Origin of the sequence: Ligilactobacillus sp. Marseille-Q7487, assembly GCF_949152225.1 — a bacterium.
GTDB lineage: Bacteria > Bacillota > Bacilli > Lactobacillales > Lactobacillaceae > Ligilactobacillus.
The window spans coordinates 952,787-977,936 of the sequence record NZ_CASCJC010000001.1; the positions used below are offsets into that span (position 1 = coordinate 952,787).

The window sequence follows — 25,150 nt, forward strand, 5'->3', positions numbered from 1 at the left end:
TATTCTATTTAAAAATATTACAAACATTCTTTATTATACCAACAAAAAAGAAGCTTTCATAGTTTTTCAACATTTTCATAAAAACTCTTTAATTTTTGTAGGCTTTCGGATGTTGAACACTTTATTTGAGGTAAAGTAGCAGGTAAAACATTTCTAAATAGATATCCATAGTTCTTAGTGAAAATACGTGCATCTAAAATTAAACAGGCTCCATAATCAGAATTCGTTCTAATCAGCCGCCCAAATCCTTGTTTAAATTTGAGAAGTGCCTCAGGTAAAGCAATTGTTGTAAAAGGATTTTGATTGGCCCATTTAGCTTTTTGATAACGTATCTTATTAAAAGATTGATCTAAAGATTGAAATGGTAAACGAGTGATGACCAAAAGTTCTAATTGATCTTTTGGGAAATCGATTCCTTCCCAAAAAGAACCTGTTGCCAGTAAAATACAGTGTTTATCTTTATCTAAAATAAAACGTTTCTTAATCTTTTCTACTCCTCCAGTAATTCCTTGAGCCAAGATTATTCTTTGTCCTAACACACCATTTTCTTCAAGTTTAGTATAAACTTCGGCAATAGTTTCTAGCGAATTAAATAATACCAATGTTTGTCGTTTAAGATTACAAGCAATCTGTATCAATACTTCACTCAAATACTCAATATAATCTTGTGTAGAACAATTGCTTATATCAGGTGCGTCTTTTATTAAGATTGCGCAAGCTTGTTTTTGATAATCAAAAATCTCTGGGTACTGTAAAATATCGGTATCTGATGCTAAATCAAAATTTTTACGTGTATATGCTAAGTCTTTAGGTAGAATCATTCCTGCACCGATCAAAAGTGTTTTAGCAAATTTAGAATAGATTTGTGGGTCTAAATAATTTTGACTTTCTAAAACACCAAAATTTATCCGTAAGTGGGCATTAGGATTCATACTAGCATAGCTTAGCCACACACTTTGAAAGCGACTTTTTTGTTCAAAGCAATCCAATTCCAGATTTGAAAATTGTTGCATTTGCTCGGCTAACTTTTCGCTTAATGAAAAGTATTCATAAAAAAATTGACGTTCTTCATTATTTAGCCGATCATTAGCTTGTCTATAGAATTGTTTCTTTAAACGCCAATTAAGTTGTTCGAATACTAGATAGGCTTTTTTTACTTTTTTAATCAAGCCTAAATGCGCCTTAATAAATCCCTTGAACTTATTGGTAGTTAATGCTATTTCTAAATGATCATTGGTCCTAACTTGGCGAACTAAAAATGCTTCAAATATCAATGATCGTAATTGCCAACTACTATGGTCGACTATTTGAAGATTAAAAATTAATTCTTTGGCATCATTTGGATCTAAAAAACGATTCGCAATTAATTTAGCAAAGGATAATGAAACGTGTGATTGCATCTTAACTAATAAAGTATCTGCTAAAATTTTAATCTCATCTAAATCAAGCGTTTCTTTGTTAGTATTAAGAGCAATTGTCTGAAAACTTTGAGCTTCATCAAGAATTAAAATATCTGCTAGTTTTGCCAGTTGTTTGGTGTGTTGCAATAAGTAAGCATGATTAGTTATTAAAATGTCCGCTTGTTGTTGTTTAATGTTTTGACGATTAACAAAATCTAACGAATAAAATGGATTGTCTTTTCCTAAACTATCTAGGCCGCGATGGATTATTTCAGCAAATAATGGTATCTGATGATTAGTCAAATTTAGTTCTGCTAAATCTCCTGTTTGTGTTTGGGTCAACCACACCAAAATTTTCATCTGCAAAAGTCTACTGTTGTGTGGTTGAGGTTCTTGTAAACTCTTGGCAAAAGCAGCTAAATCTAAGTAATTTTGACTGGCTTTGACTTGTAAAGCTGTAATTTTAAAAGGTAATATTTCTTGTAATTTAGCTAAATCTCCTGTCAATAATTGCTTTTGTAGTGCCGTTGTTGCTGTACTAATAACAATTTTTTTGCCCTGTGTTGTTAAATAAGCAGCCGCAAACAAGTAGCCTAATGTTTTTCCAATACCAGTAGGTGCTTCAATTACTAATTGTTTTTTCGATGAAGAATTCAAAAAGTCATAAACATCATTCATCAAAACAAATTGAGCCATACGCTCATCTAAGATGTTAGCTAAGATTTGCTTTTTCTCTTTTGCACTTACAGGATATTCTAAAGGCTCATTGGTATATGTTTTATACTTTGGCCTTTGTAAAATCAATGTATTAGCTTGTAGTAAATCAGCAGGTAATTTCTTTTCTTGTGAACTTTGTGCAAGAATTTGCTTGAAAAATAAAGTTGTATCATAGAGTAAACAATCACTCATTAAACTGAGTTGTTGTTGTAAATGATACGGTAAATTTTGTGCACGCCTTATTAATTTTAAAAAAAGCTTAGCTGTCACATAAGTATCACTATCAGCTTGATGAGGGTGCAAATGTTTGATTGCTAGTTTTTTAGCTAAATCACTTAAACGATAAGATTCAAGCGTTGGAAACAAAATTTGAGCTAATTGAACTGTATCAAAGGCTTTGATTTCCAAAGTTGGGTAGCCCGCTCTTTCAAGTTCGTAATTTAAAAAACGATAATCAAATTCAACATTATGAGCTACAAAAATTGTCCCTTGTAAAATTGAGTAAATAGTCCCTGCTACATCTTCAAAATAAGGCGCATCCTGCAGATCTTCATCCGAAATCCTAGTTAATTTTTTGATGCGCTCCTCTAATTTTTTACCAGGATTAATAAACAAATTAAAGTTATCGATAATTTTTTCTTTTTCAAGTAAAACACAGCTGAATTGAATGATGCGATTATCGTTAGTTAAACTACTACCCGTTGTTTCTAAATCGACAACTGCATATATCTGATTAGTCTGCATTTTTTCACCAACTTTTAAAATATTCTGGTGTTATTTTAGCATAGAATTTGAAATTACTCTAATTATCATCTTAGTTATTTTAAACTAAACGATAATTTAACCAGATAAATTGTTGTTTGAAATAATATTAAACTGTATAATTAAGTTGTTTGTATTGCTCATCAAAGATAATTCAGACACTTTAGTATTAAGGAAGGTGACTTTTGATGAAAGACATGACAACATGTTTAGGGCAAGGGATGAGTCACGCTAAGATAATCCTTATCGGTGAGCACTCGGTAGTTTATGGGCAACCGGCAATTGCATTACCACTCTTTGCAATTACCGCTAAGGCTCAAGTGAAAATTTTAAAAACTAAGCAACAAATTATCAAAAGTAGTTATTATGACGGTTTAATGGAAAATATGCCAAAAACAATGCAAGGCATTAAACATTTAATCAAACACTTGTGTATTGAACTATTTAAAGAAAACATTGGTTTTGAGTTGACGATCACAAGTCAGCTACCTGCCGAGCGCGGGATGGGCTCTTCTGCTGCAGTTGCTGTTGCAATTATTCGAAGTTTTTATGCTTGTGCTAAACAAAGTATTTCAAAGAACAAATTATTGAAATTAGCTGAAATTTCTGAAATTGACACACATAAAAACCCTAGTGGTTTAGATGCTGCAACAAGTGCCAGTTCGACTCCGGTTTGGATGATTCGTGGACAAGAACTTTGTGAGATTCCAATTAATTTAGATGCATATCTAGTAATTTGCGACAGTGGAATTAAAGGTCAAACCAGTGAAGCAATTGGAATTGTTAAACAAAGACTTTTACTTGAGCCACAAACAAGTAAAAAACATATTGAAAAATTAGGTGAATTAACTCGAAAAACAAAAACCGTCTTACAAACTGGTGGTATTAGTGATTTAGGAAAAATCATGGATGAAGCACAGAATAGTTTGAAGGCTTTAGGTGTTAGTCTGCCTGAAATTGAAAATTATTTACAAGTTGCACGTGCAAATGGTGCACTTGGGGCAAAATTAACGGGTGGTGGTCGTGGCGGCTGTTTTATTTGTTTAGTCAAAGATCAGCAAGCTGCTCAAAAATTAGCTACTACCTTACAAAAACATGGGATAACAAAAACCTGGATAGAATCGTTATCTCAACGGGAGGATTAATTGCAAATGGGTAAAGCGACTGCTATGGCTCGAGCTCACACTAATATTGCATTAGTAAAATATTGGGGAAAAGCAGATACTGATTTGATTATTCCCATGAATAATTCATTTTCGTTGACACTTGATCATTTTTATACAGATACAAAAGTAACTTTTAGCAACGACTTACAAGCAGATGAATTTATCTTAAATGATAAACAACAAGAAACCACTAAGATAACGCCGTTTATGAATCTTGTTCGTCAAATGGCAAATAAAAATTGTTTTGCTAAAATAGAATCGACAAATCACGTTCCAACTGCTGCTGGTTTGGCTTCTTCTGCGTCTGCTTACGCAGCTTTAGCTAAAGCTGCCAGTGTAGCTGCTGGTTTAAATCTTTCTGACATTAAATTATCACGTTTAGCAAGACGCGGATCTGGTTCAGCGTGTCGTTCTATATATGGAGGCTTTGTCGAATGGCTTAAAGGTTTTGATGATAAATCTTCTTATGCTGTTCCATTCATGGATAAAGTCGATTGGCCTATCCAAATGATTGCAGTCGTTGTTAACGCTCAAGAAAAAAAGATTGGTTCACGTGCTGGAATGCAAACAGTAGTTGAAACTTCCCCTTACTATGATGCTTGGATTCAACAGACTGCAAAAGATATCGTTGCTATAAAAGAAGCACTGCTAGCACAAGATATCGACAAATTTGGACAAATAGCCGAAGAAAATGCAATGAAGATGCATGCGTTGAATTTAAGTGCTTCACCACATTTTAGTTACTTTGAGCCAGCTAGTCTTGAAGTGATGCAAAAAGTAGCTGAATTACGTTCGCAAGGCATTTCTTGTTATTACACTATGGATGCTGGTCCAAACGTTAAAATAATTTGCTTGAAAAAAGATACACCGGCTATTTTAGCCGCATTGGGTACAATGTTTAATAAAGAACAATTATTAGTTGCTTCTCCTGGACCTGGAGTACAGCTCTTAGATTGTTAATATTTGCGAAAGGGCATGATTTCTTGATAAAAGTCAAAGCACCAGGAAAGCTATATATTGCTGGTGAATATGCTGTAGTTGAAAACGGCTATCCGGCAATTTTGGTAGCTCTTGATCAATTTGTTTACGTTTCAGTGGAAAAAAGTTCAGATTATGGTTCTATTATTTCAAAACAATACCAAGAAGACTCATTGTATTGGCGCCGTCAAGGTGATCAAATTATTTTTGACCATCGTGATAACCCCTTCCACTATATTTTAACGGCGATTGATTTTACTGAAAAATACGCACAAAGTTTAGGTAAAAAACTCGATTGCTATCATCTAAAAATTGATAGTCAATTAGATAGTCCCGAAGGCAAAAAATATGGCTTAGGATCGTCAGCTGCTGTTACGGTTGCAACTGTTAAAGCCTTATGTCGCTACTATGATTTACCTGTAACTAAAAATGAACTTTTCAAATTAGCAGCAATCATTCACTTTGAAGTTCAAGGAAATGGATCATTAGGTGATATTGCAGCTAGTGTATATGGTGGATGGATTGCCTACCATTCTGTTGATCGTAACTGGCTAGTAGCGGCACGTAATACCTATTCTTTAGCAGAACTATTAGTAATGCCATGGCCTAAGTTAAAAATTGAATCTTTACCAGTTTTAGATAACTTACAGTTATTGATTGGGTGGACAGGTTCTCCAGCATCAACCTCTCATTTAGTTGATGCTGTAACTCTTAAGACTGCCGGACATGCTAAAGATTATCATGATTTTTTAAATTCCAGTCAACAATGTCTTGAAAAAATGATTGATGGATTTAAACAGCATGATTTAACAACAATTCAAAAGCAACTTCGGATAAATCGGCAACTATTGAAAGAATTAGCTAGTTTGAGTGGTGTAGATATTGAAACTCCCCTACTTAAGTTTTTAATTGAAAGTGCTGAAAATATCGGTGGCGCTGCTAAAACTTCCGGCGCTGGTGGTGGTGATTGTGGTATAGTGATAATTGATAAAAACATCTCTTACCAAGATTTATTTACGCAATGGTCTGAGCATCAAATTCGTCCACTTGCATTTAATGTGTACCACATCAAAGACTAAGATAAGGAGACTATATGGATATTCATTCGCACAGAAAAGACGAACACCTATTTATTGCTCAAAAGTTATACCAAAAAGAATCCTCTAATGGGCTCCAAAATGTGCGCTTAATTCCAAATAATTTACCAGAATTAAGCTTGACTCAAATTGATCTAAGTTCACACTTAGTGGGCAAAGATATCGCCGTCCCCTTTTTTATTAATGCGATGACAGGTGGCAGTCCGCAAACCAAAAAAATTAATGAACGCCTAGCAAAAATAGCGCAAAAAACCAATTTAGCTATGGCTGTTGGTTCACAAAGTGTAGCACTAAAGAATCCGGCAGTCGCTGATGGTTTTTCAGTAGTTCGCCAAAATGCTAAGCAAAACTTAATTATTGGTAATCTTGGTGCAAGTCATTCATTAAAAAATGCTAAAAAAGCAATAAGGATGCTTGATGCAGATGCGTTAGAACTTCATCTTAATGTAGGACAAGAATTAGTGATGCCTGAAGGTGATTTAGAGTTCTTTTGGAAAGATAATATCAAACAAATTGTCGCAAATTTATCTGTCCCTGTGCTTGTTAAAGAAGTCGGAATGGGTATTTCTCCCTTGATTTTACAAGAATTGAAATCTCTAGGTGTAAAGTATGTAGATTTATCGGGTAAAGGTGGTACTAATTTTATTGCCATTGAAAATCAAAGACGAACGCTAAAAGATTTTGCTTATTTAGAAGATTTCGGGCTCACAACTGCTGAAGTTTTAATTGGCGCACAAGCTTTTAAAAACGATTTTTCATTAACTGCTTCTGGTGGTATTAAAACCGCACTAGATATTGCCAAATGTATAGCTTTGGGTGCTGATAATGTTGGTATTTCTAATCTTTTCTTACACACGCTCGTCAGATTTGGTGACGAGGCATTAATTTCTTTAATTGAACAATTAAAAGAACACCTAAGAAAAATCATGCTTTTAGTGGGTTGTAAAAATATCGTCGAATTACAGCAAGCGCCATATATTTTAACGGCGGATTTGCTAGCATATCAAAAACAATGTCAAACATTATTAAAGCAAAAAAGACAGTAGCTTATATATTGAGCTTACTGTCTTTTTATTTATTGTTTAAATCTTAAAGCTTTAGGAAAGAAATTTTTAACGTTATTGCCAACAACTTTGCCAAAACTAAATGGTTTATGTTCGCAGATTAGCAAGTACCAACCATTTTTCAAAGATTCATTTAAAATAAGTGGATTTCCTTCAACGTAGCTTTGCCATTGTTCTAAGGAGACTTCTAAAACATTTTTAGCATGCTTAGTAGATAATGCCAAAGCAAATGTATAACTTGGTTCAAAACGTTTCTTTTTAAAGACCCCTAATAGCAATCCCGGACGCATGAACTTAAGGCTTGAGAGATCGGGTAAATTATCAGGATAAAGATATAAATAATCACCGTAACATTTAAGATCTTTTTTGACAAAATTACAATTAAGTAAATTTGCTTGTGCAAAATCTTGCCATAATTTAAACTGTTCTGCATTCAATTGATTGTTATTTGTGCCTTTTTTATTACGTTTTTTCTTTTTAACAGGTGCTAAGTCTAGTACACGCGTATCTTGTAGTTTAGCAATGAAATGTCCTTCTCCACGAAAATGATGTGGCATCAAACGTATTGTTCCAGCAAGATTTGGATTTCCATCACTAAACTCAGGACGACCAGCATCCATTCCTTGATAACGCGGAAGTTCAACAATTTTTAAATATGGATACGTAGCGATTAACCACGATACAATTTGTTCATCTTCTTCTGGCGCAAATGTACAAGTCGAATAAACTAATTGTCCCCCTGGTTTTAACATTTTCATTGCTTCGCTTAAAATTTCACGTTGGCGTTTTGCGCATTTAGCTGGATAATCGGGGGTCCAATATCCTATGGCATCAGGATCTTTGCGAAACATCCCTTCTCCTGAACAAGGAGCATCAACAACAATTTTATCAAAAAATTCTATAAATTGTTTAGCTAAAGAAGCTGGATCTTCGTTTAAAACAATAGTATTCCAAGCGCCTGTTCGTTCAATATTTTCAGCCAAAATAGCCGCACGCTTGCGATTAATCTCATTACTCACTAACAAACCTTGATTAGCCATCATTCCAGCTAAATGAGTTGATTTTCCTCCAGGAGCAGCACACAAATCAAGTACTGTTTGTCCTGGCAAGGCATCAGTTATTTCAGCAACATACATAGCACTTAAATCTTGACTATAAACATACCCTGCTTGATGTTCTAATGAACGACCGCTAACTTCACCGTAATAACCAGTTTTGACATATTCAACAGGCTCTTTTAAAGAATAACGAACATTAGTAAAATCTTCTTTTAATGGATTTAAGCGAAAACCTTTTTGAACTTTTCCCGTAAAGCTTGCTAAAAATTCCTCAGCTTCAGCGGTTCCTAAAAGATTTTGATATTTGTTGATAAATTCTGATGGTAGTTGCATTTTTTATAGCACTCCTACTCTTCTTTTTTCGTACGAATATTTAAAATAATATAAAATAAACAGCTACATATCAAGAATATTACAATGTTATAAAGGAAAATTCCTAAATACGAGTTTAAGGAATAAATAAAGATTCCTACTAACACACCTAATATAATTCCGATTCCGTTAAACAAACAATATGCTTCCCAAGCTTCAAAAACAAACTGTTTACGTTTTTTATGAATGAATTTAGCTGCTTGATAGCTCTTGTGCAATGATAAAATCCAAAGATATGAACAGCCAATAAATACTAGCAAAATAAGCATCAAACCAATTATTTGATATCGATGTAAGTTGAACCATGCATCGTTTGATAAGATTAATTTTTGCGAAACAAGTTTCTTTAAACTTGCAGTATCAAAAACTTGCTGCACTGTTTTTTTAGCAAGTGGTTGATAACCATCTAAAACAAGATTATAGTTAGCGGTATTCATCTGAGCTAATTGATTTTGGGAACAAGAAATAAAAATTTGATTATCTAACTGAGATTTTTCTTTATCCCCCATTATACCTAAGACTGGAATATATTGACCGTTAAGTAACAGATATTCTTGATCTTTAGGACGATAAAGTTTTTTAGCCAGATTTTTGCCAACTACTGCAACCGTTACTTGAGTTGAAAAATCGTTTTTTGAAAAGAAATTTCCTGAAATCATTGGAGGAGTTTCAAAATCTCCCTTGCCAAAAAAATACGTTATATTCTTATTTTGTTTATCTTGATAATGCAGTTGAATATCATCTATTTTAGGATTATTTTGAATTTTTTGATTGAGTTGCGCTAGAGACACATTATCTTTTAGCGTAAATTTAAACGCATCTGCAGATAAGTTATGATTATTTAACTTAATCATAAAATCACGTTCTTGAATACGATAAAAACAAAAAACACTCAAGAATGCCAACAGTCCTGCAAAAAAGACAACGATGATATTTTTTCTAAACAACGTCTTTTGTCAATCCTTTCTTTAATGGATGCCTAATGCCATACGAGCATAACGCGTCATGCGATCGACACTCCAAGCAGGTTCCCAAATAAACTTGACTTCAACTTCTTTAATTTCAGGAATCTGTGTTAAGGCGCGCGTAACCATATCTGCAAGTAAATCTGTCAAAGGACATCCCATTGTTGTTAACGTCATTTGAACTTCACATTGACCATCATCTCCAATTACGACACCATAAATAAGTCCTAGATTAACTATATCGATTCCTAATTCCGGATCCATTACGGTTCCTAATTGATTTAAAACTTCTTCTTTTATTTCTTCATTACTTCTTCTTTCCAATATTTTCTCACCTATTCTTTAAAGTATTTGGCAAATTTTTCAGCCATTTCAAGTGTTGTTTCATACGATACCTTATGCTTAGCCCCAGGTGTTGTGGTAAAGGTCACATTTTGTGCATAAGAATGATCTTTGATACAATCATAGAAATCTTTTGTTGGTTGATAAGGTACCATTTCATCTGCTGTACCATGCCAAAAATGCAATGGTCGTTTTGCAATTTTTTGTGGATTATGCGATAAGTCAATACTTGCTAATTGTTCTAATTGCTTGTTAATATATTCAGGCGCAATGTTTTCAATCCCTGGCATTGTTTCAATTAATAGTTTAGCAAATTGAATTGGACATGGTGACCCTTCTAAACATACTGCCGCACTAATCCAATCATAAACGCTAAACAACGCACAAGTCGTAATTCCTCCCATTGAAAGACCACTGACACCAATTTGTTGATTTTTGATGAGATTTAGTTTGCGATAGTATTCAACAATTTGTGGGAACTCTTTAACTGAATTAACTACTATTTGCCAAAATTCAAATTGATGTGCTAAAACATTGCCAACTTGACGTTGCCCATGATACAAAGCATCTGGTAAAATAACACGCAAGTTTTGTTTAGCTAACTCATATCCTTGAGTCAACACCTGTTCTTTACAGCCTGTCCAGCCATGATAAAAAATAACTAGTGGCAAAGCTTCATTTTGTTTATTTTCACTAACTAATTCAAGAACTGGCAAACCATTTATTTCTTTGGATAATACAGAGATCATCTCATTACCTCCAATCATTTATTCCACTAATTATACAACGCAAATAGGATTTTGCTCTAGTAATTTCAATTTCTTTATGGTATTTTTAATTTGCATCCCTTATTTTAAGGAGGATATCAATATGGAAAGAAAACTGATTACAATCGATTTAGATGGGACAACCTTAAATAAACAAGGTGTAATTAGTCCTAAAACAAAATATGTTTTACAAAAAGCTAGTCAACAAGGTCATATCGTATCAATTGTAACTGGAAGACCTTATCGTATCTCAAAAAACATTTATGATCAATTAGGAATTAATTCGCCAATGATTAACTTTAATGGTGCTTTAGGCCATATCCCTCACCAAAAATGGGATAAGGAATACGAATTGACATTTGATAAAAAGATTGCACTAGATTTATTGAATAATAAAAAAGAATTAGGTATCAAAATCATTGCGGCTGAAGGAAAAAATATGTCTCTAACCGATGTATTTAATCAAAAAATTGATGACTTTTTCCCAGTAGCTTCAAAAACTAATGAAGTTTTAAACAAGTTAAACCTTAAACAAGACCCTGCAGCAATCACGATGTTAGTTGAAAAAACAGAATTACCTAATATTGTAACTGCTTTAAATAAAGGCTATGGCCAACAAATCAATATTGGTGTTTGGGGTGGACCTAATCCAATTTTAGAGCTTTCGCCTAAAAATGTTAATAAAGCTCACGGAGTTAAATATTTAGCCAACGCCTTTAATATTGATCGCAAAAATATCATTGCTTTTGGTGACGAACATAATGATGTTGCAATGATTGATTATGCCGGTTGGGGTGTTGTGATGCAAAACGGGACCAAACAACTTAAAGCCATTGCTAATGATATAACACCTTTGGATAATGATCATGATGGCTTGGCACATTATCTTGAAGATTATTTAAAATTAGCTGAATAATAAAAATAAATTTTGCATGCATCTCTTATTACTAAAATTTGATAAGACTTTTCTATGAGGATTAATTTTTGTATTTTACAGAAATTAATCCTTTTAATTTGGAAATAAAAAAGCAAACCACAAAGGTTGAATATCCGATCTTTAGGTTTGCTTCGTGCGATAAAGATTTATACATTTATGCTAAGATTTATCGCAAACTTAATTCATAGGCTAACATATCTTGATAAGTTTCGCGTCGAATAACTAACTTAGCTTGACCATCTTCACAAAAGACCACAGCAGGACGCGGATTGCGATTATAATTTGAAGCCATTGTATAACCATATGCACCAGTTGATGGAATTGCCAAAATATCACCGGGTTTAGTATCTGGTAATTCACAATTTTTAACTAAGACATCCCCTGATTCGCAATATTTACCAACAATAGTTGCCACTTGAGTTGGTTTTGCTAGTGGATCTTTAGCTAAGAAAGCATCGTATTTGGCTTGATACAAGGCTGGACGAATGTTATCTCCCATCCCACCATCAACTGCAATAAAATGGCACACATCGGCTACTTCTTTGCTTGAACCAATTGTATACAACGTTGTAGCTGCCTGACCAACTAAAGCACGTCCAGGTTCGATCCAAATTTCTGGAAGATTTAAGTTCGCTTGGGTAATCTCTTGTTTAACCACGCGAATAATTTCTTTAACAAAATCTTGTGCGGGTAAAGGTTGATCTTCTTTAGTATAACGAATACCAAAGCCTCCGCCGAGATTTAAAATTTGTGCTTCAAAGCCCAATTCATCATGCCATTGCTTTAAAATCCTAACCATTTCTTTGGCGGCCATGATGAAACCATCAACAGCAAAGATTTGTGACCCAATGTGACAATGAATGCCACAAACTTGCATACGCGGATTAGCTAATAATTGTTCTAGTGCTTTTTTTGCTTGACCAGATAGAACATCAAAGCCAAATTTTGAATCGGATTGACCAGTTGTGATGTACTCATGTGTTTCAGCTTCTACACCAGGAGTAATTCTTAAAGCGACCTTAATTGTTTGCTGTTTTCTTGTTAAAATTTCATCTAAAAATTCAATTTCCTGGAAATTATCAATAACAATACAGCCAATTTGAGCATCTACAGCCATTTCTAATTCTGCAGGTAATTTGTTATTGCCATGAAATTCAATCATTTCTGGTGCCATTGATCCTTGCAAAGCAGCATACAATTCACCACCAGAAACAACATCGCATCCAACTCCATTAGCTGCAATTAATTGATACATTGCTAAAGCTGAAAAAGCTTTGCTAGCATAAGTAACTCGATAAGAAACATTTTCTTTAATGAAAACTTCTTTAAATGCGGCAATCTGCTGTTTAATTTGCTTAACATCATATGCAATCAACGGTGTGCCAAATTCTTTAACCAATTCTAACGTATCTACTCCACCAATGGTTAAATGACCTTGACTATTCGTTGAAATAGTTTGTGTCATATTTTTCACCCTTTCTATTATTCAATAAAAAAAGCTAGGAGATTTTCCCAGCTTTTAATTACTTGTCTTCGTCACTTTTCAGCACGCCACCAACAGCGTAGCGATCTTTTTTCATTTCATTTAAGATGACGTGGACATGTTCAGCTGGTGCACCAGTATTTTTAGTAACTGCTGTTGTTACATCTTCCACGAGTTGTTTTAATTGTTCTTGTGAACGACCTTCAATTAATTCAATATGAATAAGTGGCATAATAATTCCCCTTTTGCTTTCAGTATATTTCAATCTTAACTAAAAAGATATTAGAATGCAATTAGATTTTTTGATTATAGCTAAATCTCTCAATGAGATTTGATTGTTTTTCAAGTATAAGGGTTGTTATAATTGAAGTTAGAAAGTTTAAAATTAAAAAGGAATGATTAGATGAATAAAGGTTTTGATTTTTCAGCGTGTACGAGTATTTTAGTTGGTAAAAAAGCAACTCTTGATGGTTCGACTTTTATTGCTCGAAATGAGGATGCCAAAAGTGCTTGGCCTAAGCACATGAAAGTCCATGAAGCGCAAACTGCTATTGCATCAACATTTGTTTCTAATGCCAATGGTTTTAAAATTGAATTACCAGCTACAAAAGCTAAATATACTGCAACTCCTGAATGGACCGATGAATTTGGCTTATTTGAAGAAGATGGATTTAATGAATATGGTGTAGCAATGAGTGCAACTGAAAGCGCCTATGCCAACAGCCGTGTTTTAAGTTGTGATCCCTATGTAGAAAATGGTATCAGTGAAGAAGCCATGATTACTGTTGTTTTACCTTATGTTAAGTCAGCTAGAGCCGGTGTTTTACGCTTAGGGCAAATTGTTGAAGAATATGGCACCAGTGAATCAAACGGAATTTTATTTGCCGATAAAGACGAAGTGTGGTACATGGAAACTGGTTCCGGGCATCATTGGGTGGCACAACGTATTCCAGATGATTGTTATGCGGTTGTTGCCAATCAATTAGCAATTCAAGAAATTGATTTTACAGATTCTAACAATTTTTTATGGTCTAGTGGTATTCAAGAATTTGTAAATCAAAATCATCTTAATCCAGCATATGAAGGTTTTAATTTCCGCAATATTTTTGGAACACACGAACTTTCAGATGAAATATATAGTACTCCACGTGTTTGGTATGGACAAAAATACTTAAATCCTAGCATCCAACAAGATCCAATGAGCGAAGAACTGCCTTTCATTCGCAAAGCTGAACGTTTAATTTCTAAAGATGACATTGCCTATATTTTAAGCTCACATTTCCAAAATACACCGTATGATCCGCTTGGAAATGGGCCAAAGGAATTAAAAAATAAATTTCGTCCTATTAGTTTAGCAAAAACACAAGAATCACACATCTTACAGATTCGCCCTAATTTGCCAGTTAACCTAGCTTGTATTCAGTGGCTAGCTTTAGGTGTAACTGCTCAAAGTGTATATGTTCCTTTTTATTTTGGTGCAACTGATGTGCATCCAGCATATAAAAGTGGTCAACAAACACACGACTTTGACTCGGCTTACTGGGTCTATAAACTAGTTGGTGTCCTTGTTGATCCACATTATTTAGCCTTTGGACGCCAGTTAAAAGATACGCAAAAACAATTAGATATTTTATTTGGTCAAAAAATTAAAGAAATCGATCAATACGCTAATACGTTAAGCGGTGCTAAGCAGGCTAGTTATTTAACCCAAAAATCCATTGAACTACAAGAACTAGGTTTACAAAAGTATCGTCAGTTAGCTAGTTCTTTAATCACACAAGCAACCGAGCTTTCACCTTTAAACTATCAAACAGATGCAAATCTTTAAACATGAGGAGATAAATTTGTCATGACGACACATTATAATGCTCAAGACAACGGTTTTTACCTACAATGTAACGCTACAACCATAGCAGTTGACCTTACGCAAATAACTGCTAACAATAGCAGTTATTTAATTATAACTCATCTAAAGACTGAAACTTTATCCTTATTACAAAAAGAGTTAACTATACCGATCTATCTTTCACAAGATCTTTTTTGGTTGTTGCAAAAGTTAGCACGTTTTTCTTTCATTAACTTGGCAAAACAAGAATGGAAGATTTTACCATATGGTTATTTTGTTGAATTAGGCGATTTTAAAATTCAAGCTTTAAAAAGTGATGATGGACTTTTTGGAGCCTGTTCTTTACTGTTAATCGATAAACAACAACACACTATCGGTTATTGTGGAGTCTTTTTTAATCATGGTACTCATAAAAAAAGAATTAAGGCTTGGAAAAAAGTGTTTGCTCAATCTAGTCTAGAACATTTAATTTTGGTTAAAAATAAACAAATAATGCCCCTTAGCACAGAATTAAGTGAAAATAACATTCAAAAAAGTTTACTCAAGTTTTTAAATCACACTTCAAAACAAGAAACTTCAGCTATTTTTTCTCCCTGGAGTCCAGAAAGACTCTTGCGTTATCAAAAAACAGCGATGGGCGCTGGATGGCAAATCGTTTGGCAAAAAGATTTTGCTCAATTTTTAGCAGCCTTTTATCCATTTGAGGAATTTTTAACGACACCAAGTCTTCCTACCAAAAGATTATATCAAGTAGCCCAGCCTCGTTTTAAACAAGATTTCGAAGTATTTATAGATCCTGTTATTACAGCATTTGTGAATGAACCAATTGAATTAGCCGATTTACAAGCACCGTTAGTTGGATTAAATGACAGTGAATTAAAAGAATTTATAAATTATTTAAAACCTAAAGAGCTACACTATTGTAATTAAAAAATATGATTATAGGACTGATAGAATTTCTATCGGTCCTAATTTTTTATTTAAATAAAAAAGCTTTCTTCATTGGAAATCTCCAACAAAGAAAGCTTAAAAAGCCTTATTTTTTAATTTGAAAAATAAGTTGCTTTTATTGTTAACCATCCATGTAGCTTACTAAAGACTAAAGCAAAGGCACTCCCTACTAAAACTCCTTTAATAAGATTAAAGGGAATGACACCATATAAAACCAATTTAGCTACAGGCAAACCTAGATTTAAACCTAAAACAGCAATATAAACAGGAGTAATTACCAACCAATTTGCTAATGATAATACAACTGTTAAGATAATCGTGGCTACTACAATTGCTAATACATAATTTTTTATTTGTAATGTTTGTTTATTCTTGAGTAAAAAATATAACGGTAGACAAAAGACTAGTGATGCTATAAAACTCGTTGCAACACCAATAAAGTTACCTAAAGACACTCCTGTAATTACAAAATATAAAACAGAACGAATTGCTGCAACACCAATACCTCCACTAGTTCCTAGAACAAAAAAGCCAATCAAAACTGCTAAATCGCTAAAATCGATCTTCATATATGGAACAATTGGAACAACCGCGAAAGATAAAAACATCAATAAATAAGAAATCGCCGCTAAACACGCCGCCAAAACCCACTTCTTAATTGAAACTTGTAGCATAAAAAGATTCCTCCCAAAAGGAATATCTTCATTTGACCTGTGCAAGACGAACTAAAAAAACTCTACCTCGTCTTCCAGGACATAGGTAGAGTTTCATTTAAAATTAACCAATTCAAATAAAGCCCTATCTTCTTTCATCCAGACTATACTGTCGGTACCGGAATCAAACCGGTTCAGCCTTACTGTTAGCAGCAAAGGTCGCGGACTATACCGCCGGTCGGGAATTACACCCTGCCCTGAAGATAAACCATTAATTATATTTATTTTACTTTCTAGATTTTAGCATATAACTAAGTAAAAGGCAATATTCTGTTACTTTTTTGTCTAACTTGCTTTTTTAACTCCTTAACTTCAGCAAAGGTCAGTGGCCTAAACTGGCCGGCCGTTAGCCCATCTAGCGTCAAAAAGCCGTACGTTTCGCGTTTTAGTTTTTGAACAGGATGACCAATAGCCGCAAACATATTTTTAACTTGATGATAACGTCCTTCGTGAATCGTTAAACTCACCAAAGCAAAATCTTTTTTCTTGTCAATTTTTAAAATTTTAGCCTTAGCCCTAGCCGTTTTATGCCCATCTGGTAATTTGATGCCGGCACGCAACGCTTTGATTTGTTCGTTAGTCGGAATCCCTTTTACCTTAGCCAGATAAGACTTTTCAACATGATAACGTGGATGCATTAATTCGTTGGCCAACTGTCCATCATTTGTCATCAATAATAATCCTGAAGTATCATAATCTAATCGTCCAACAGGATAGAGACGCTGACTAATTTCGGTAAAATAATCAGTAACAACCTTGCGTCCTTTGTCATCTTTAACAGCAGAAATCACACCGCGTGGCTTATAAAAAAGAAAATAAACTTTTTCTTCTTGATGTTCAATAGTCTGACCGTCGACTTTGATGATATCATCACCGGCCACCTTAGTACCTAATTCGGTAACAACCTGTCCATTAACTTGGACACGTCCTTCTAAAATCAATTTTTCACTAGCTCGTCTCGAGGCAATCCCTGCTGTTGCCATGACTTTTTGTAATCTTTGTACCATTTATTTATCTTCCTCCAACATCAACTCTTCTCCTAGTGTTTCTTCAAATAAAGTCAACAACTCAATTGACTCATCCTTTTCTTTTTGTTCATCTATTTTAGGTAAATCCGTGATATTTCGTAAGCCAAAATAATTTAAAAATTCTTCGGTTGTAGCATACAAAATGGGACGTCCAGGCACTTCAAGACGTCCATCTTCTCTAATCAAATCAAGCATTAATAATTTTTGGATAGATGAACTTGAATGAACTCCACGAATTTCTTCAATATCAACACGAGTTATAGGCTGTTTATAGGCAATAATCGCTAATGTTTCTAAAGCAGCAGCAGACAAATCTGTCATAGCTGGTGATTCAAAATATCTACGCAATAAAGACTCTAGCGACTTTTTAGTTGCAAGCCGATATTTTTCACCCGTTTGTAACACTTCAAAACTACAATTTTTATCCTTTTGATATTTATCTTGTAATCGTTCAAGCTGTTCAAAAACAGCCGGTTTCATCAGGCCTGTTAATTGTGCTAATTGAGTAGCCGTAATGCCTTCACTACCACAAGCAAACAACAGACTTTCTACTTTAGCTTGATTAGAAATCATTTGCTTTCACCTCGTTTCATCAAAATTTGACCACAAATATCTTCTTGAAAAGCAAACACACTGCCACGCTTCATTAACTCTAACAAAGCCAAAAAAGTTGTCACTAATTTTTCTATACTAGCATCTTTTGAAAAAAGATCATTAAACATGATTGGGTGTTCAATATGCTTTAATTTATTTAAAATATTAGTCATCTCATCTTCAATGGAAAAACGCTCTGGCTGCACCTTACGCCTTAATTCAGGTAATTGTTTTTGCTTAGCCAATAATTTTGCAAAAGCTTTTTGCAACTTATTTAACGACAAACTATCTTTATTGAGCTGTCCAAGTTGCGTATCAGCAGGCATGGGTTCTTGCTCACGACTATATTGCTTTTGACGTTCATCAGCACATTGACGCAGTTGCCCGGCTGCTAACTTAAAAGTTTGGTGCAAAATCAATTGTTGTACTAAATCTTCACGCGGATCTCCGAACTCTTCTACATCATCTTGTAATTTAGTTTGTTCAGTCGGCAACAACATCCGACTTTTAATATTGATTAGAGTTGCAGCCATCACTAAATATTCTCCAGCAACATCTAATCGTAAAGTCTGCATTTGGTGTAGATAGTCGATATATTGCGCGGTAATTTTTGACATTGAAATATCATAGATGTCCATTTCATTTTTACGAATTAAATGCAACAACAAATCAAGTGGGCCTTCAAATTCAGCAATTTTAAAAGTTAAGGGTGTTTCATGTATTATTTGTTCTTTCATATTCTCTCTTTTCCCACTTAGTAAATAAAGCTGCAATATCCAAACTTCCTAATACCTTTTTAGTCGGATAAAGTTGCGCAACAGCATCCAATAGCTCATAGACTAATCTCCCATCACGTTCAGTGGGAGTCACAGCAATGTGTCGCACTAATACACTTGAATCAAGAACTAATAAGCCTATGATTCCAGTAAAATCACCATATTTATTTTTCCACAACAACAAGGCACGATTAGAATTATTAGCATACCATTGTAATTCTATTTGCAGATTGTTAAAGTTTTTTAGATCAGGAATAAACGACAACAATCCCATCGCAATTTTTGCATAATCATTTTTATATTTATATAGCATTGTTTATCATCCTTTCACTAAAATCATGCATGTGGATGTGCTTGATTATAAACTTTAGATAATCTTTGTTTTGATAGATGCGTGTAAATTTGAGTTGTCGAAATATCAGAATGACCTAGCAATTCTTGTACAATTCGTAAATCTGCACCATTTTCTAAAATATGTGTAGCAAATGAATGCCGTAATGTATGGGGAGTAACGTTTTTTTGAATTCCGGCTTTTTTTACATGAGCTTTCAAATTTTTCCAAATGCCTTGTCGTGTTAACTGTTCTCCATGAAAATTCAAAAAAAGATAAGGTGAACGTTTTTGTTTTAATAACTTAGGACGTGACTCGTTTAAATAACGTTCAATCCATTTAGCAGCAACGTCTCCAATTGGAATAATTCGTTCCTTATTACCTTTACCGATCGTTTGAATGATGCCTAAGCTCAAATGTAGATCGTTTAATTTGATGTTGATAATTTCACTAACCCGTAAACCAGTTGCATACATTACTTCTAAAATGGTCCGATCGCGCATTCCTAATATTTGTGCGGTATTTGGTGTTGCCAATAAAGTTTCGACTTCTTTAATTGATAGAACTTCTGGTAATTTTTGCTTCTTTTTAGGTGTATCAATCAATAACATTGGATCTTTGATGATAATCTTTTCTTGTACCAAATAACTAAAAAAACGGCGTAGACTCGTAATACTATGAATGATTGAACTATTTTCCTTATGTTGTTGGGTTTGAAAGGTTAGATATTCTATAATAGTGTTTTTATCGACTTCAGTCAAAGTAGTAATTTGCTTAGTTTGCAAATATTGTAAAAATTGGTTTAAATCATTACGATAACTGGCTAAAGTATTATGCGCCAAACCACGCTCGACACGTAAATAATGTAGATATTCTTCTAACAATCTATTTATGTTACTCACCTCGTAATTTAGCTTGACGTTGACAATCTTCACAAATTCCTAAAAAGGTTAAGCGATGATCACTAACTTCAAAATGAAATTGGCGTTTAACCAGGCGTTCAACATCACCTAACAAGTCTTCATGAATTTCTTGGGTTTTACCACATTTTGTGCAAACTAAATGATGATGAAAATGTCCATGATCTTGTGTCAACAAATCAAACCGTGCAATACCATCTTCAAAAGTTATCTTATTAACTACTTTTATTTCAGTTAAAATATCTAACGTACGATATACAGTGGCTAATCCAATTTCAGGCTCTTTTTGAGTCAAAAAAACATAGACTTCTTCAGCGGATAGATGTTCTTTATGATGTTCAAGTAAAATTTTAACGGTCGCTTTACGTTGTGGTGTTAATTTAAAGCCTGCATTATGCAAAGCTTCTTCAATCCGTGTCAATTCATCTTGTTGAACGTCTGCCATAACCAACTCATCTCCAGTCTATTTTAAAAATAATTGTCCATCTTCTTGATAAACTAAATTTGCTTTCATCAAGTGTCCAACTGCGCGTTTAAATTGACCTTTACTAATACCAAAATAAACCTTAATCGCTTGTGGATCACTCTTATCACAAAACGGTAAACTTTTATCTGGACTATGTTGCAAAGCAACTAAAATCATCTGTGCATCATCACTGATAGCTTCATGGGCACGTGGTCGCAAAGATAAATTTAAAGTACCATCATCTCTAACTGCAATCACGCGCGCTTGTAATACTTCACCTAAACGGGGTTCTTGTTCACGCTCAGATTGATGAATGAAGCCAAGACAATAATCTGAAGTTAAAACATAACTTCCTACCATTTTCAAACGGTAAACTGTAGCTGTCACGTTTTTATTTAACATTTTTTGATTAGCCTTAACACTGACAGCTCTAAACATTTCTTCAGTTGCTAAATCTCCCCAAATTCTGCCTTTAGCATCAACTTTAAGCGCGACCATTAAACGATCACCACGTTTAGGCCAAAGTTCACTCAATTCTGGTAATTCATCTAAAGAAATGACAATGTCTTTATTTTCCAAGCCAATATCAACAAATACTCCAAGACCACGTTGAACCTTGACTACTGTTGCCCAGGCATATTTACCAATTCCACTTTTAGGAGTATTTTTAGTTAATTGTAACTGATGATTTTCATTTTCATAAGCAAATCCTGTAACTTGTGCTCCAATTTTAGGTAACTTATTTAATTCTTTTTTCGCTAATCGAAAAGTTTGTCCCGCTTGTTGAGCGAAAACATAGTCTTGATTTTCATCAATTACAGTTGCTGTAATATTTCTACCAAGTAAATCTTGTAACATTTCTTACTCCTTTAATTAAAACTCAAATGTAATAAACTAACGATACAATAAGTTATCCCGCTAGCAATAACTGGACCAGCAGCAACCCCTTTTAAGAAAACAACACCAATAATTGTCCCTAAAACTAAAGCTACGGTAACTTGTGGTGAAGCAGATAATTGATTAACACCATAACGCGAAAGAATTGCCACTAAAATACCACAGGCTACTGCAATCCAACCTGCTGGTGTTTGAAAAACATGCATCAGATCTTTAAAACCAATTTGACCTGTTGCGATTGGAACTAAAATAGCAATTGAAATAATTGTAACGCCCCAATTGATTCCCTTTGCTTGAATCGTAGGCAACCATTTAGCCGTAAGTGGTAAAAGTTTTAAAACCATCACTGCAAGGGTTGCGATGATTAGTGAGGTATTTTTACCAAATAAAGCCACTCCTAATACTAATAATAAAAACAACCAGCTTTCCAAACTCTTTCACCTCATTAATCTGTTTACATTTGAAATTTTCTCTAAAATAATTCATTCTCTTCTATTTTAACTTAAATAGTGTCAAAAAGCGAATCAAACATGTAAATAAAAACACTGTCCGCAAAACTTTAAGTCTATGCGAACAGTGTCAGTTATTTTATCAATTCAGCAATTCTTTATATATTAAAGAACGTTTGAAGCACCATGGTAAACAATACCACGACGAGAATCAACAGTGATTACTTCATCGTTTGATACTAATGTTGTTGCATCAGCAGCACCAACGATTACAGGAATTCCCATAGAAATACCTACAACAGCTGCATGTGATGTTAAACCACCATTTTCAACAACTAAAGCAGATGCTTTTTCAATTGCTGGCAAGTAGTCTTTGTCAGTTGTTTTTGTAACTAAAATACAACCTTCAACAGCTTTTTCGTTAGCTTCTTGTGCGGAAGTTGCTACAACAGCTTTACCAATAACTGTTTCATCGCCAACACCTTGGCCATCAACAACTTTAGAACCAATTAATTGAATCTTCATTACGTTTGTTGTACCTTTTTCACCAACAGGAACACCAGCAGTAATTAAGATTAAGTCGCCTTCTTTAGCAAAGCCTGCTTCTTTAGCTTTTTCTGTAGCTAAAGTAAACATTTCATCTGTAGAAGAAGGTGCTTCTGCTAAGACAGGATATACACCCCAGTTGATTGATAAACCACGACGTGTACGTTCATCAAATGTCACTGCCAAGATGTCTGCATCTGGACGATATTTAGAAATTAAACGAGCTGTATGACCAGATTTTGTTGCAGCAACGATTGTCTTGATGTTCAAGTTATCTGCTGCTTCCGCAACTGCACGTGCAACTGCTTCTGTCACATCAGTCTTATCAAAGTCATTCAATGAGAATGTCTTATGTTGACGTAAAGCTGTTTCAGCCTTAACATCGATACGAGCCATTGTAGCTACAGCTTCTACAGGGTAATCTCCGTTTGCAGATTCACCAGAAAGCATTGTTGCATCTGTACCATCAAAGACAGCATTAGCAACGTCAGATGCTTCAGCACGTGTAGGACGTGGGTTTTCTTGCATAGAATCAAGCATTTGTGTAGCTGTGATAACTGGCTTACCAGCAGCGTTACACTTCTTGATTAAGCTCTTTTGTACCAAAGGAACGTTTTCTGCTGGAATTTCAACACCCATGTCACCACGAGCAATCATTAAACCATCAGATACTTTGATGATTTCATCAAAGTTGTCGATACCTTCTTGAGATTCGATCTTAGGGAAGATTTGAACATGTGTCATGTTCTTTTCTTCTAAAAGTTCACGAATATCTAAAACGTCTTGTGGTTTACGAACGAATGAAGCAGCAATAAAGTTGATTTCATTGTCTAAACCAAAGCGAATATCATCAGAGTCTTTTTCTGTAATACCAGGTAAGTTGATAGAAACGCCAGGAGCGTTAACACCCTTACGTGAACCAAGTGTACCTTCGTTTAAGACTTTACATACTAATTCTTTGTTTGCTTCGTCTTTGCTTTCGATTTGCATATCAATCAAGCCATCATCAAATAACACATGGCCACCAACATGAACATCATCAAATAAGCCAGGGTAAGTAACGGCAATCTTTTCTTTTGTACCTTCAAGTGATGCATCCATAGAAATACGAACTTCATCACCGATATTGAAGTGAAGTTTACCTTCTTTTTGAACAGTTGTACGAATTTCAGCACCCTTTGTATCAAGCATCTTACCAACTATCTTGCCGGTAATCTTTTCAGCTTCATCAACGAGTTTCATACGACCTAAATGTTCTTCATGGTCACCATGAGAGAAGTTAAAGCGGAAAACGTTAGCGCCCGCTTCAATTAATTTAACAATTGTATCTAAATCAGAACTAGCTGGTCCAAGTGTACTTACGATCTTGGTCTTTTTCATGAGTGAAATCTCTCCTTTGAAAAAATTTAAAAATGACTTTTATGTCGTTTTTAACAAAATTAATTATGGCTACGCCTGATTAAAAACGTAGACGATCATTTAAATCAAGTAAGGAAACATCTGTTTGATGTTTATGGTTTTCTAATGTATCGATGATATCTGTTGCAACAAGTTTGTTATCACGAATACCGATAGCCAAACCACCCTTACCTTCAAGTAATAATTGAATTGCATAATCACCAAAACGGCTTGCTAAAACGCGATCTTTAGCTGTTGGAATACCACCACGTTGAACGTGTGCTAATGTGATTGCGCGACTATCAAAGTCACCGTATTGATCAATTTCAGCTTTCAATTCAGCAGCAGATTTTACACCTTCTGCAACAACAACAATACCGTAATCTTTACCTTGTTCACGGTTTGCTGTTAACTTGTCAGCAATTGCTTTTGCATCGTATTCACGTTCTGGAATAACAATTGCATCAGCATCAGTTGCAATACCTGCCCATAAAGCAATATCGCCAGCGCCACGACCCATAACTTCAACAACGAAGATACGTTGATGTGACTTAGCTGTATCATGGATACGATCTAAGTTTTCAACTGCGACGTTAACTGCAGTATCAAAACCGATTGTAAAGTCGGTACCTGGAATATCATTATCAATTGTGCCTGGGATACCAATTGAATTGAAACCATGTTTAGTTAATTTTTCAGCACCATGGTAAGAACCATCGCCACCGATAACAACTAAAGCATCAATACCGAACTTCTTCAAAACTTCGATACCTTTTAATTGGACTTCTACTTCTGCAAATTCTGGGAAACGTGCAGAATAAAGAATTGTACCGCCACGGTTGATGATACCATCAAGATCCATAGATTTCATTTCGAAGATATTACCTTCAACCAAACCCTTGTATCCATAGTTGATACCGTATGCTTCAAGGCCTGCATTCATTGCAGCACGTGCGATTGCACGCACAGCAGCGTTCATACCTTGGGCATCGCCACCGCTTGTTAAAATACCAATGCGTTTCATTTCTTCACCTCAAGTAAATAAATCTGTAGTACTACATTCTCCACTTGTTATATTATCACTTCTTCAAACTATTTTCAATTGATTTTCATAAGTTTTCTAAGAA

General features: G+C 34.5%; 25 protein-coding genes and 1 riboswitch. Of the genes, 7 read left to right on the forward strand and 18 right to left on the reverse strand.

The features are described 5' to 3' along the window. Nucleotides 1-56: 56 nt before the first annotated feature. A complete protein-coding gene (locus QM017_RS04780; protein ID WP_282709008.1) occupies nucleotides 57-2,861 on the reverse strand; it encodes a helicase C-terminal domain-containing protein in 2,805 nt (934 codons plus the stop codon). Nucleotides 2,862-3,067: 206 nt separating this feature from the next. Between QM017_RS04780 and mvk the strand changes: the two genes are divergently transcribed. The 4 genes from mvk to fni are packed head-to-tail and all read left to right on the forward strand — an operon-like array spanning nucleotide 3,068 to nucleotide 7,166. Continuing rightward, a complete protein-coding gene (mvk, locus tag QM017_RS04785; protein WP_282709009.1) occupies nucleotides 3,068-4,024 on the forward strand; it encodes a mevalonate kinase in 957 nt (318 codons plus the stop codon). 6 nt (nucleotides 4,025-4,030) lie between these two features. Next, entirely contained in the window at nucleotides 4,031-5,005 is a 975-nt protein-coding gene (mvaD, locus tag QM017_RS04790; RefSeq protein ID WP_282709010.1) for a diphosphomevalonate decarboxylase, read from the forward strand. A gap of 23 nt (nucleotides 5,006-5,028) precedes the next feature. After that, complete coding sequence (locus QM017_RS04795; RefSeq protein ID WP_282709011.1) at nucleotides 5,029-6,102, forward strand: phosphomevalonate kinase; 1,074 nt, start codon at nucleotides 5,029-5,031, stop codon at nucleotides 6,100-6,102. A 14-nt stretch (nucleotides 6,103-6,116) separates the two neighbouring features. Continuing rightward, nucleotides 6,117-7,166 (forward strand): type 2 isopentenyl-diphosphate Delta-isomerase, encoded by a 1,050-nt coding sequence (fni, locus tag QM017_RS04800; protein ID WP_282709012.1) that lies wholly within the window; start codon nucleotides 6,117-6,119, stop codon nucleotides 7,164-7,166. 29 nt (nucleotides 7,167-7,195) lie between these two features. Here the strand turns inward: fni and QM017_RS04805 are convergent, their stop codons facing one another. From QM017_RS04805 to QM017_RS04820, 4 genes are read right to left on the reverse strand one after another with little or no spacing between them, the layout of a single operon-like run. Beyond that, nucleotides 7,196-8,575 (reverse strand): RsmB/NOP family class I SAM-dependent RNA methyltransferase, encoded by a 1,380-nt coding sequence (locus QM017_RS04805; RefSeq protein WP_282709013.1) that lies wholly within the window; start codon nucleotides 8,573-8,575, stop codon nucleotides 7,196-7,198. A gap of 14 nt (nucleotides 8,576-8,589) precedes the next feature. Continuing rightward, nucleotides 8,590-9,561 (reverse strand): ABC transporter permease, encoded by a 972-nt coding sequence (locus QM017_RS04810; protein WP_282709014.1) that lies wholly within the window; start codon nucleotides 9,559-9,561, stop codon nucleotides 8,590-8,592. A gap of 21 nt (nucleotides 9,562-9,582) precedes the next feature. Next, nucleotides 9,583-9,903: a metal-sulfur cluster assembly factor gene (locus tag QM017_RS04815; protein WP_282709015.1), complete on the reverse strand. Its 321-nt coding sequence runs from the start codon at nucleotides 9,901-9,903 to the stop codon at nucleotides 9,583-9,585. Between the two features lie 11 nt (nucleotides 9,904-9,914). Beyond that, complete coding sequence (locus QM017_RS04820; protein ID WP_282709016.1) at nucleotides 9,915-10,670, reverse strand: alpha/beta fold hydrolase; 756 nt, start codon at nucleotides 10,668-10,670, stop codon at nucleotides 9,915-9,917. A gap of 121 nt (nucleotides 10,671-10,791) precedes the next feature. On the opposite strand from QM017_RS04820, the gene QM017_RS04825 reads away from it, so the two are divergent. Next, a complete protein-coding gene (locus QM017_RS04825; protein ID WP_282709017.1) occupies nucleotides 10,792-11,604 on the forward strand; it encodes a Cof-type HAD-IIB family hydrolase in 813 nt (270 codons plus the stop codon). A 187-nt stretch (nucleotides 11,605-11,791) separates the two neighbouring features. Here the strand turns inward: QM017_RS04825 and lysA are convergent, their stop codons facing one another. Then, on the reverse strand, nucleotides 11,792-13,090 hold the full coding sequence (gene lysA / locus QM017_RS04830) for a diaminopimelate decarboxylase (protein WP_282709018.1): 1,299 nt from the start codon (nucleotides 13,088-13,090) through the stop codon (nucleotides 11,792-11,794). Nucleotides 13,091-13,148: 58 nt separating this feature from the next. Continuing rightward, the gene (locus QM017_RS04835) at nucleotides 13,149-13,373 is read right to left on the reverse strand and encodes a 2-hydroxymuconate tautomerase (RefSeq protein WP_282709019.1); all 225 of its coding nucleotides are present in this window, start codon (nucleotides 13,371-13,373) and stop codon (nucleotides 13,149-13,151) included. Nucleotides 13,374-13,511: 138 nt separating this feature from the next. On the opposite strand from QM017_RS04835, the gene QM017_RS04840 reads away from it, so the two are divergent. Both QM017_RS04840 and QM017_RS04845 read left to right on the forward strand, forming a co-directional pair. Continuing rightward, complete coding sequence (locus QM017_RS04840; RefSeq protein WP_282709020.1) at nucleotides 13,512-14,936, forward strand: C69 family dipeptidase; 1,425 nt, start codon at nucleotides 13,512-13,514, stop codon at nucleotides 14,934-14,936. A 21-nt stretch (nucleotides 14,937-14,957) separates the two neighbouring features. Further along, nucleotides 14,958-15,884 carry a hypothetical protein gene (locus QM017_RS04845; RefSeq protein ID WP_282709021.1) on the forward strand — a complete coding sequence of 309 codons (927 nt, stop codon included), beginning with the start codon at nucleotides 14,958-14,960 and terminating at the stop codon, nucleotides 15,882-15,884. Between the two features lie 113 nt (nucleotides 15,885-15,997). Here the strand turns inward: QM017_RS04845 and QM017_RS04850 are convergent, their stop codons facing one another. The 11 genes from QM017_RS04850 to pfkA all read right to left on the reverse strand — a co-directional run bounded on the left by QM017_RS04850 (nucleotide 15,998) and on the right by pfkA (nucleotide 25,047). Next, the gene (locus QM017_RS04850; RefSeq protein ID WP_282709022.1) at nucleotides 15,998-16,579 is read right to left on the reverse strand and encodes an ECF transporter S component; all 582 of its coding nucleotides are present in this window, start codon (nucleotides 16,577-16,579) and stop codon (nucleotides 15,998-16,000) included. Nucleotides 16,580-16,701: 122 nt separating this feature from the next. Beyond that, a riboswitch (FMN riboswitch) is annotated at nucleotides 16,702-16,827 on the reverse strand. A gap of 42 nt (nucleotides 16,828-16,869) precedes the next feature. Continuing rightward, nucleotides 16,870-17,625 carry a pseudouridine synthase gene (locus tag QM017_RS04855; RefSeq protein WP_282709023.1) on the reverse strand — a complete coding sequence of 252 codons (756 nt, stop codon included), beginning with the start codon at nucleotides 17,623-17,625 and terminating at the stop codon, nucleotides 16,870-16,872. Then, a complete protein-coding gene (scpB, locus tag QM017_RS04860; protein WP_282709024.1) occupies nucleotides 17,626-18,219 on the reverse strand; it encodes an SMC-Scp complex subunit ScpB in 594 nt (197 codons plus the stop codon). Next, nucleotides 18,216-18,977 carry a segregation/condensation protein A gene (locus QM017_RS04865; RefSeq protein WP_282709025.1) on the reverse strand — a complete coding sequence of 254 codons (762 nt, stop codon included), beginning with the start codon at nucleotides 18,975-18,977 and terminating at the stop codon, nucleotides 18,216-18,218. Before QM017_RS04865 ends, scpB begins: the two co-directional genes overlap by 4 nt. Then, nucleotides 18,955-19,329 carry an N-acetyltransferase gene (locus QM017_RS04870; protein WP_282709026.1) on the reverse strand — a complete coding sequence of 125 codons (375 nt, stop codon included), beginning with the start codon at nucleotides 19,327-19,329 and terminating at the stop codon, nucleotides 18,955-18,957. Before QM017_RS04870 ends, QM017_RS04865 begins: the two co-directional genes overlap by 23 nt. Before the next feature lie 23 nt (nucleotides 19,330-19,352). Beyond that, the gene (xerD, locus tag QM017_RS04875; RefSeq protein WP_282709562.1) at nucleotides 19,353-20,240 is read right to left on the reverse strand and encodes a site-specific tyrosine recombinase XerD; all 888 of its coding nucleotides are present in this window, start codon (nucleotides 20,238-20,240) and stop codon (nucleotides 19,353-19,355) included. Between the two features lies 1 nt (nucleotide 20,241). Continuing rightward, nucleotides 20,242-20,712 carry a Fur family transcriptional regulator gene (locus tag QM017_RS04880; protein WP_282709027.1) on the reverse strand — a complete coding sequence of 157 codons (471 nt, stop codon included), beginning with the start codon at nucleotides 20,710-20,712 and terminating at the stop codon, nucleotides 20,242-20,244. Between the two features lie 18 nt (nucleotides 20,713-20,730). Beyond that, nucleotides 20,731-21,591: a S1-like domain-containing RNA-binding protein gene (locus QM017_RS04885; protein WP_178196981.1), complete on the reverse strand. Its 861-nt coding sequence runs from the start codon at nucleotides 21,589-21,591 to the stop codon at nucleotides 20,731-20,733. An 11-nt stretch (nucleotides 21,592-21,602) separates the two neighbouring features. Beyond that, the gene (locus QM017_RS04890) at nucleotides 21,603-22,061 is read right to left on the reverse strand and encodes a DUF441 domain-containing protein (protein ID WP_178196979.1); all 459 of its coding nucleotides are present in this window, start codon (nucleotides 22,059-22,061) and stop codon (nucleotides 21,603-21,605) included. 183 nt (nucleotides 22,062-22,244) lie between these two features. Further along, complete coding sequence (gene pyk / locus QM017_RS04895; protein ID WP_282709028.1) at nucleotides 22,245-24,005, reverse strand: pyruvate kinase; 1,761 nt, start codon at nucleotides 24,003-24,005, stop codon at nucleotides 22,245-22,247. Nucleotides 24,006-24,084: 79 nt separating this feature from the next. Continuing rightward, nucleotides 24,085-25,047 (reverse strand): 6-phosphofructokinase, encoded by a 963-nt coding sequence (gene pfkA, locus QM017_RS04900; protein ID WP_178196975.1) that lies wholly within the window; start codon nucleotides 25,045-25,047, stop codon nucleotides 24,085-24,087. Nucleotides 25,048-25,150 lie beyond the last annotated feature (103 nt).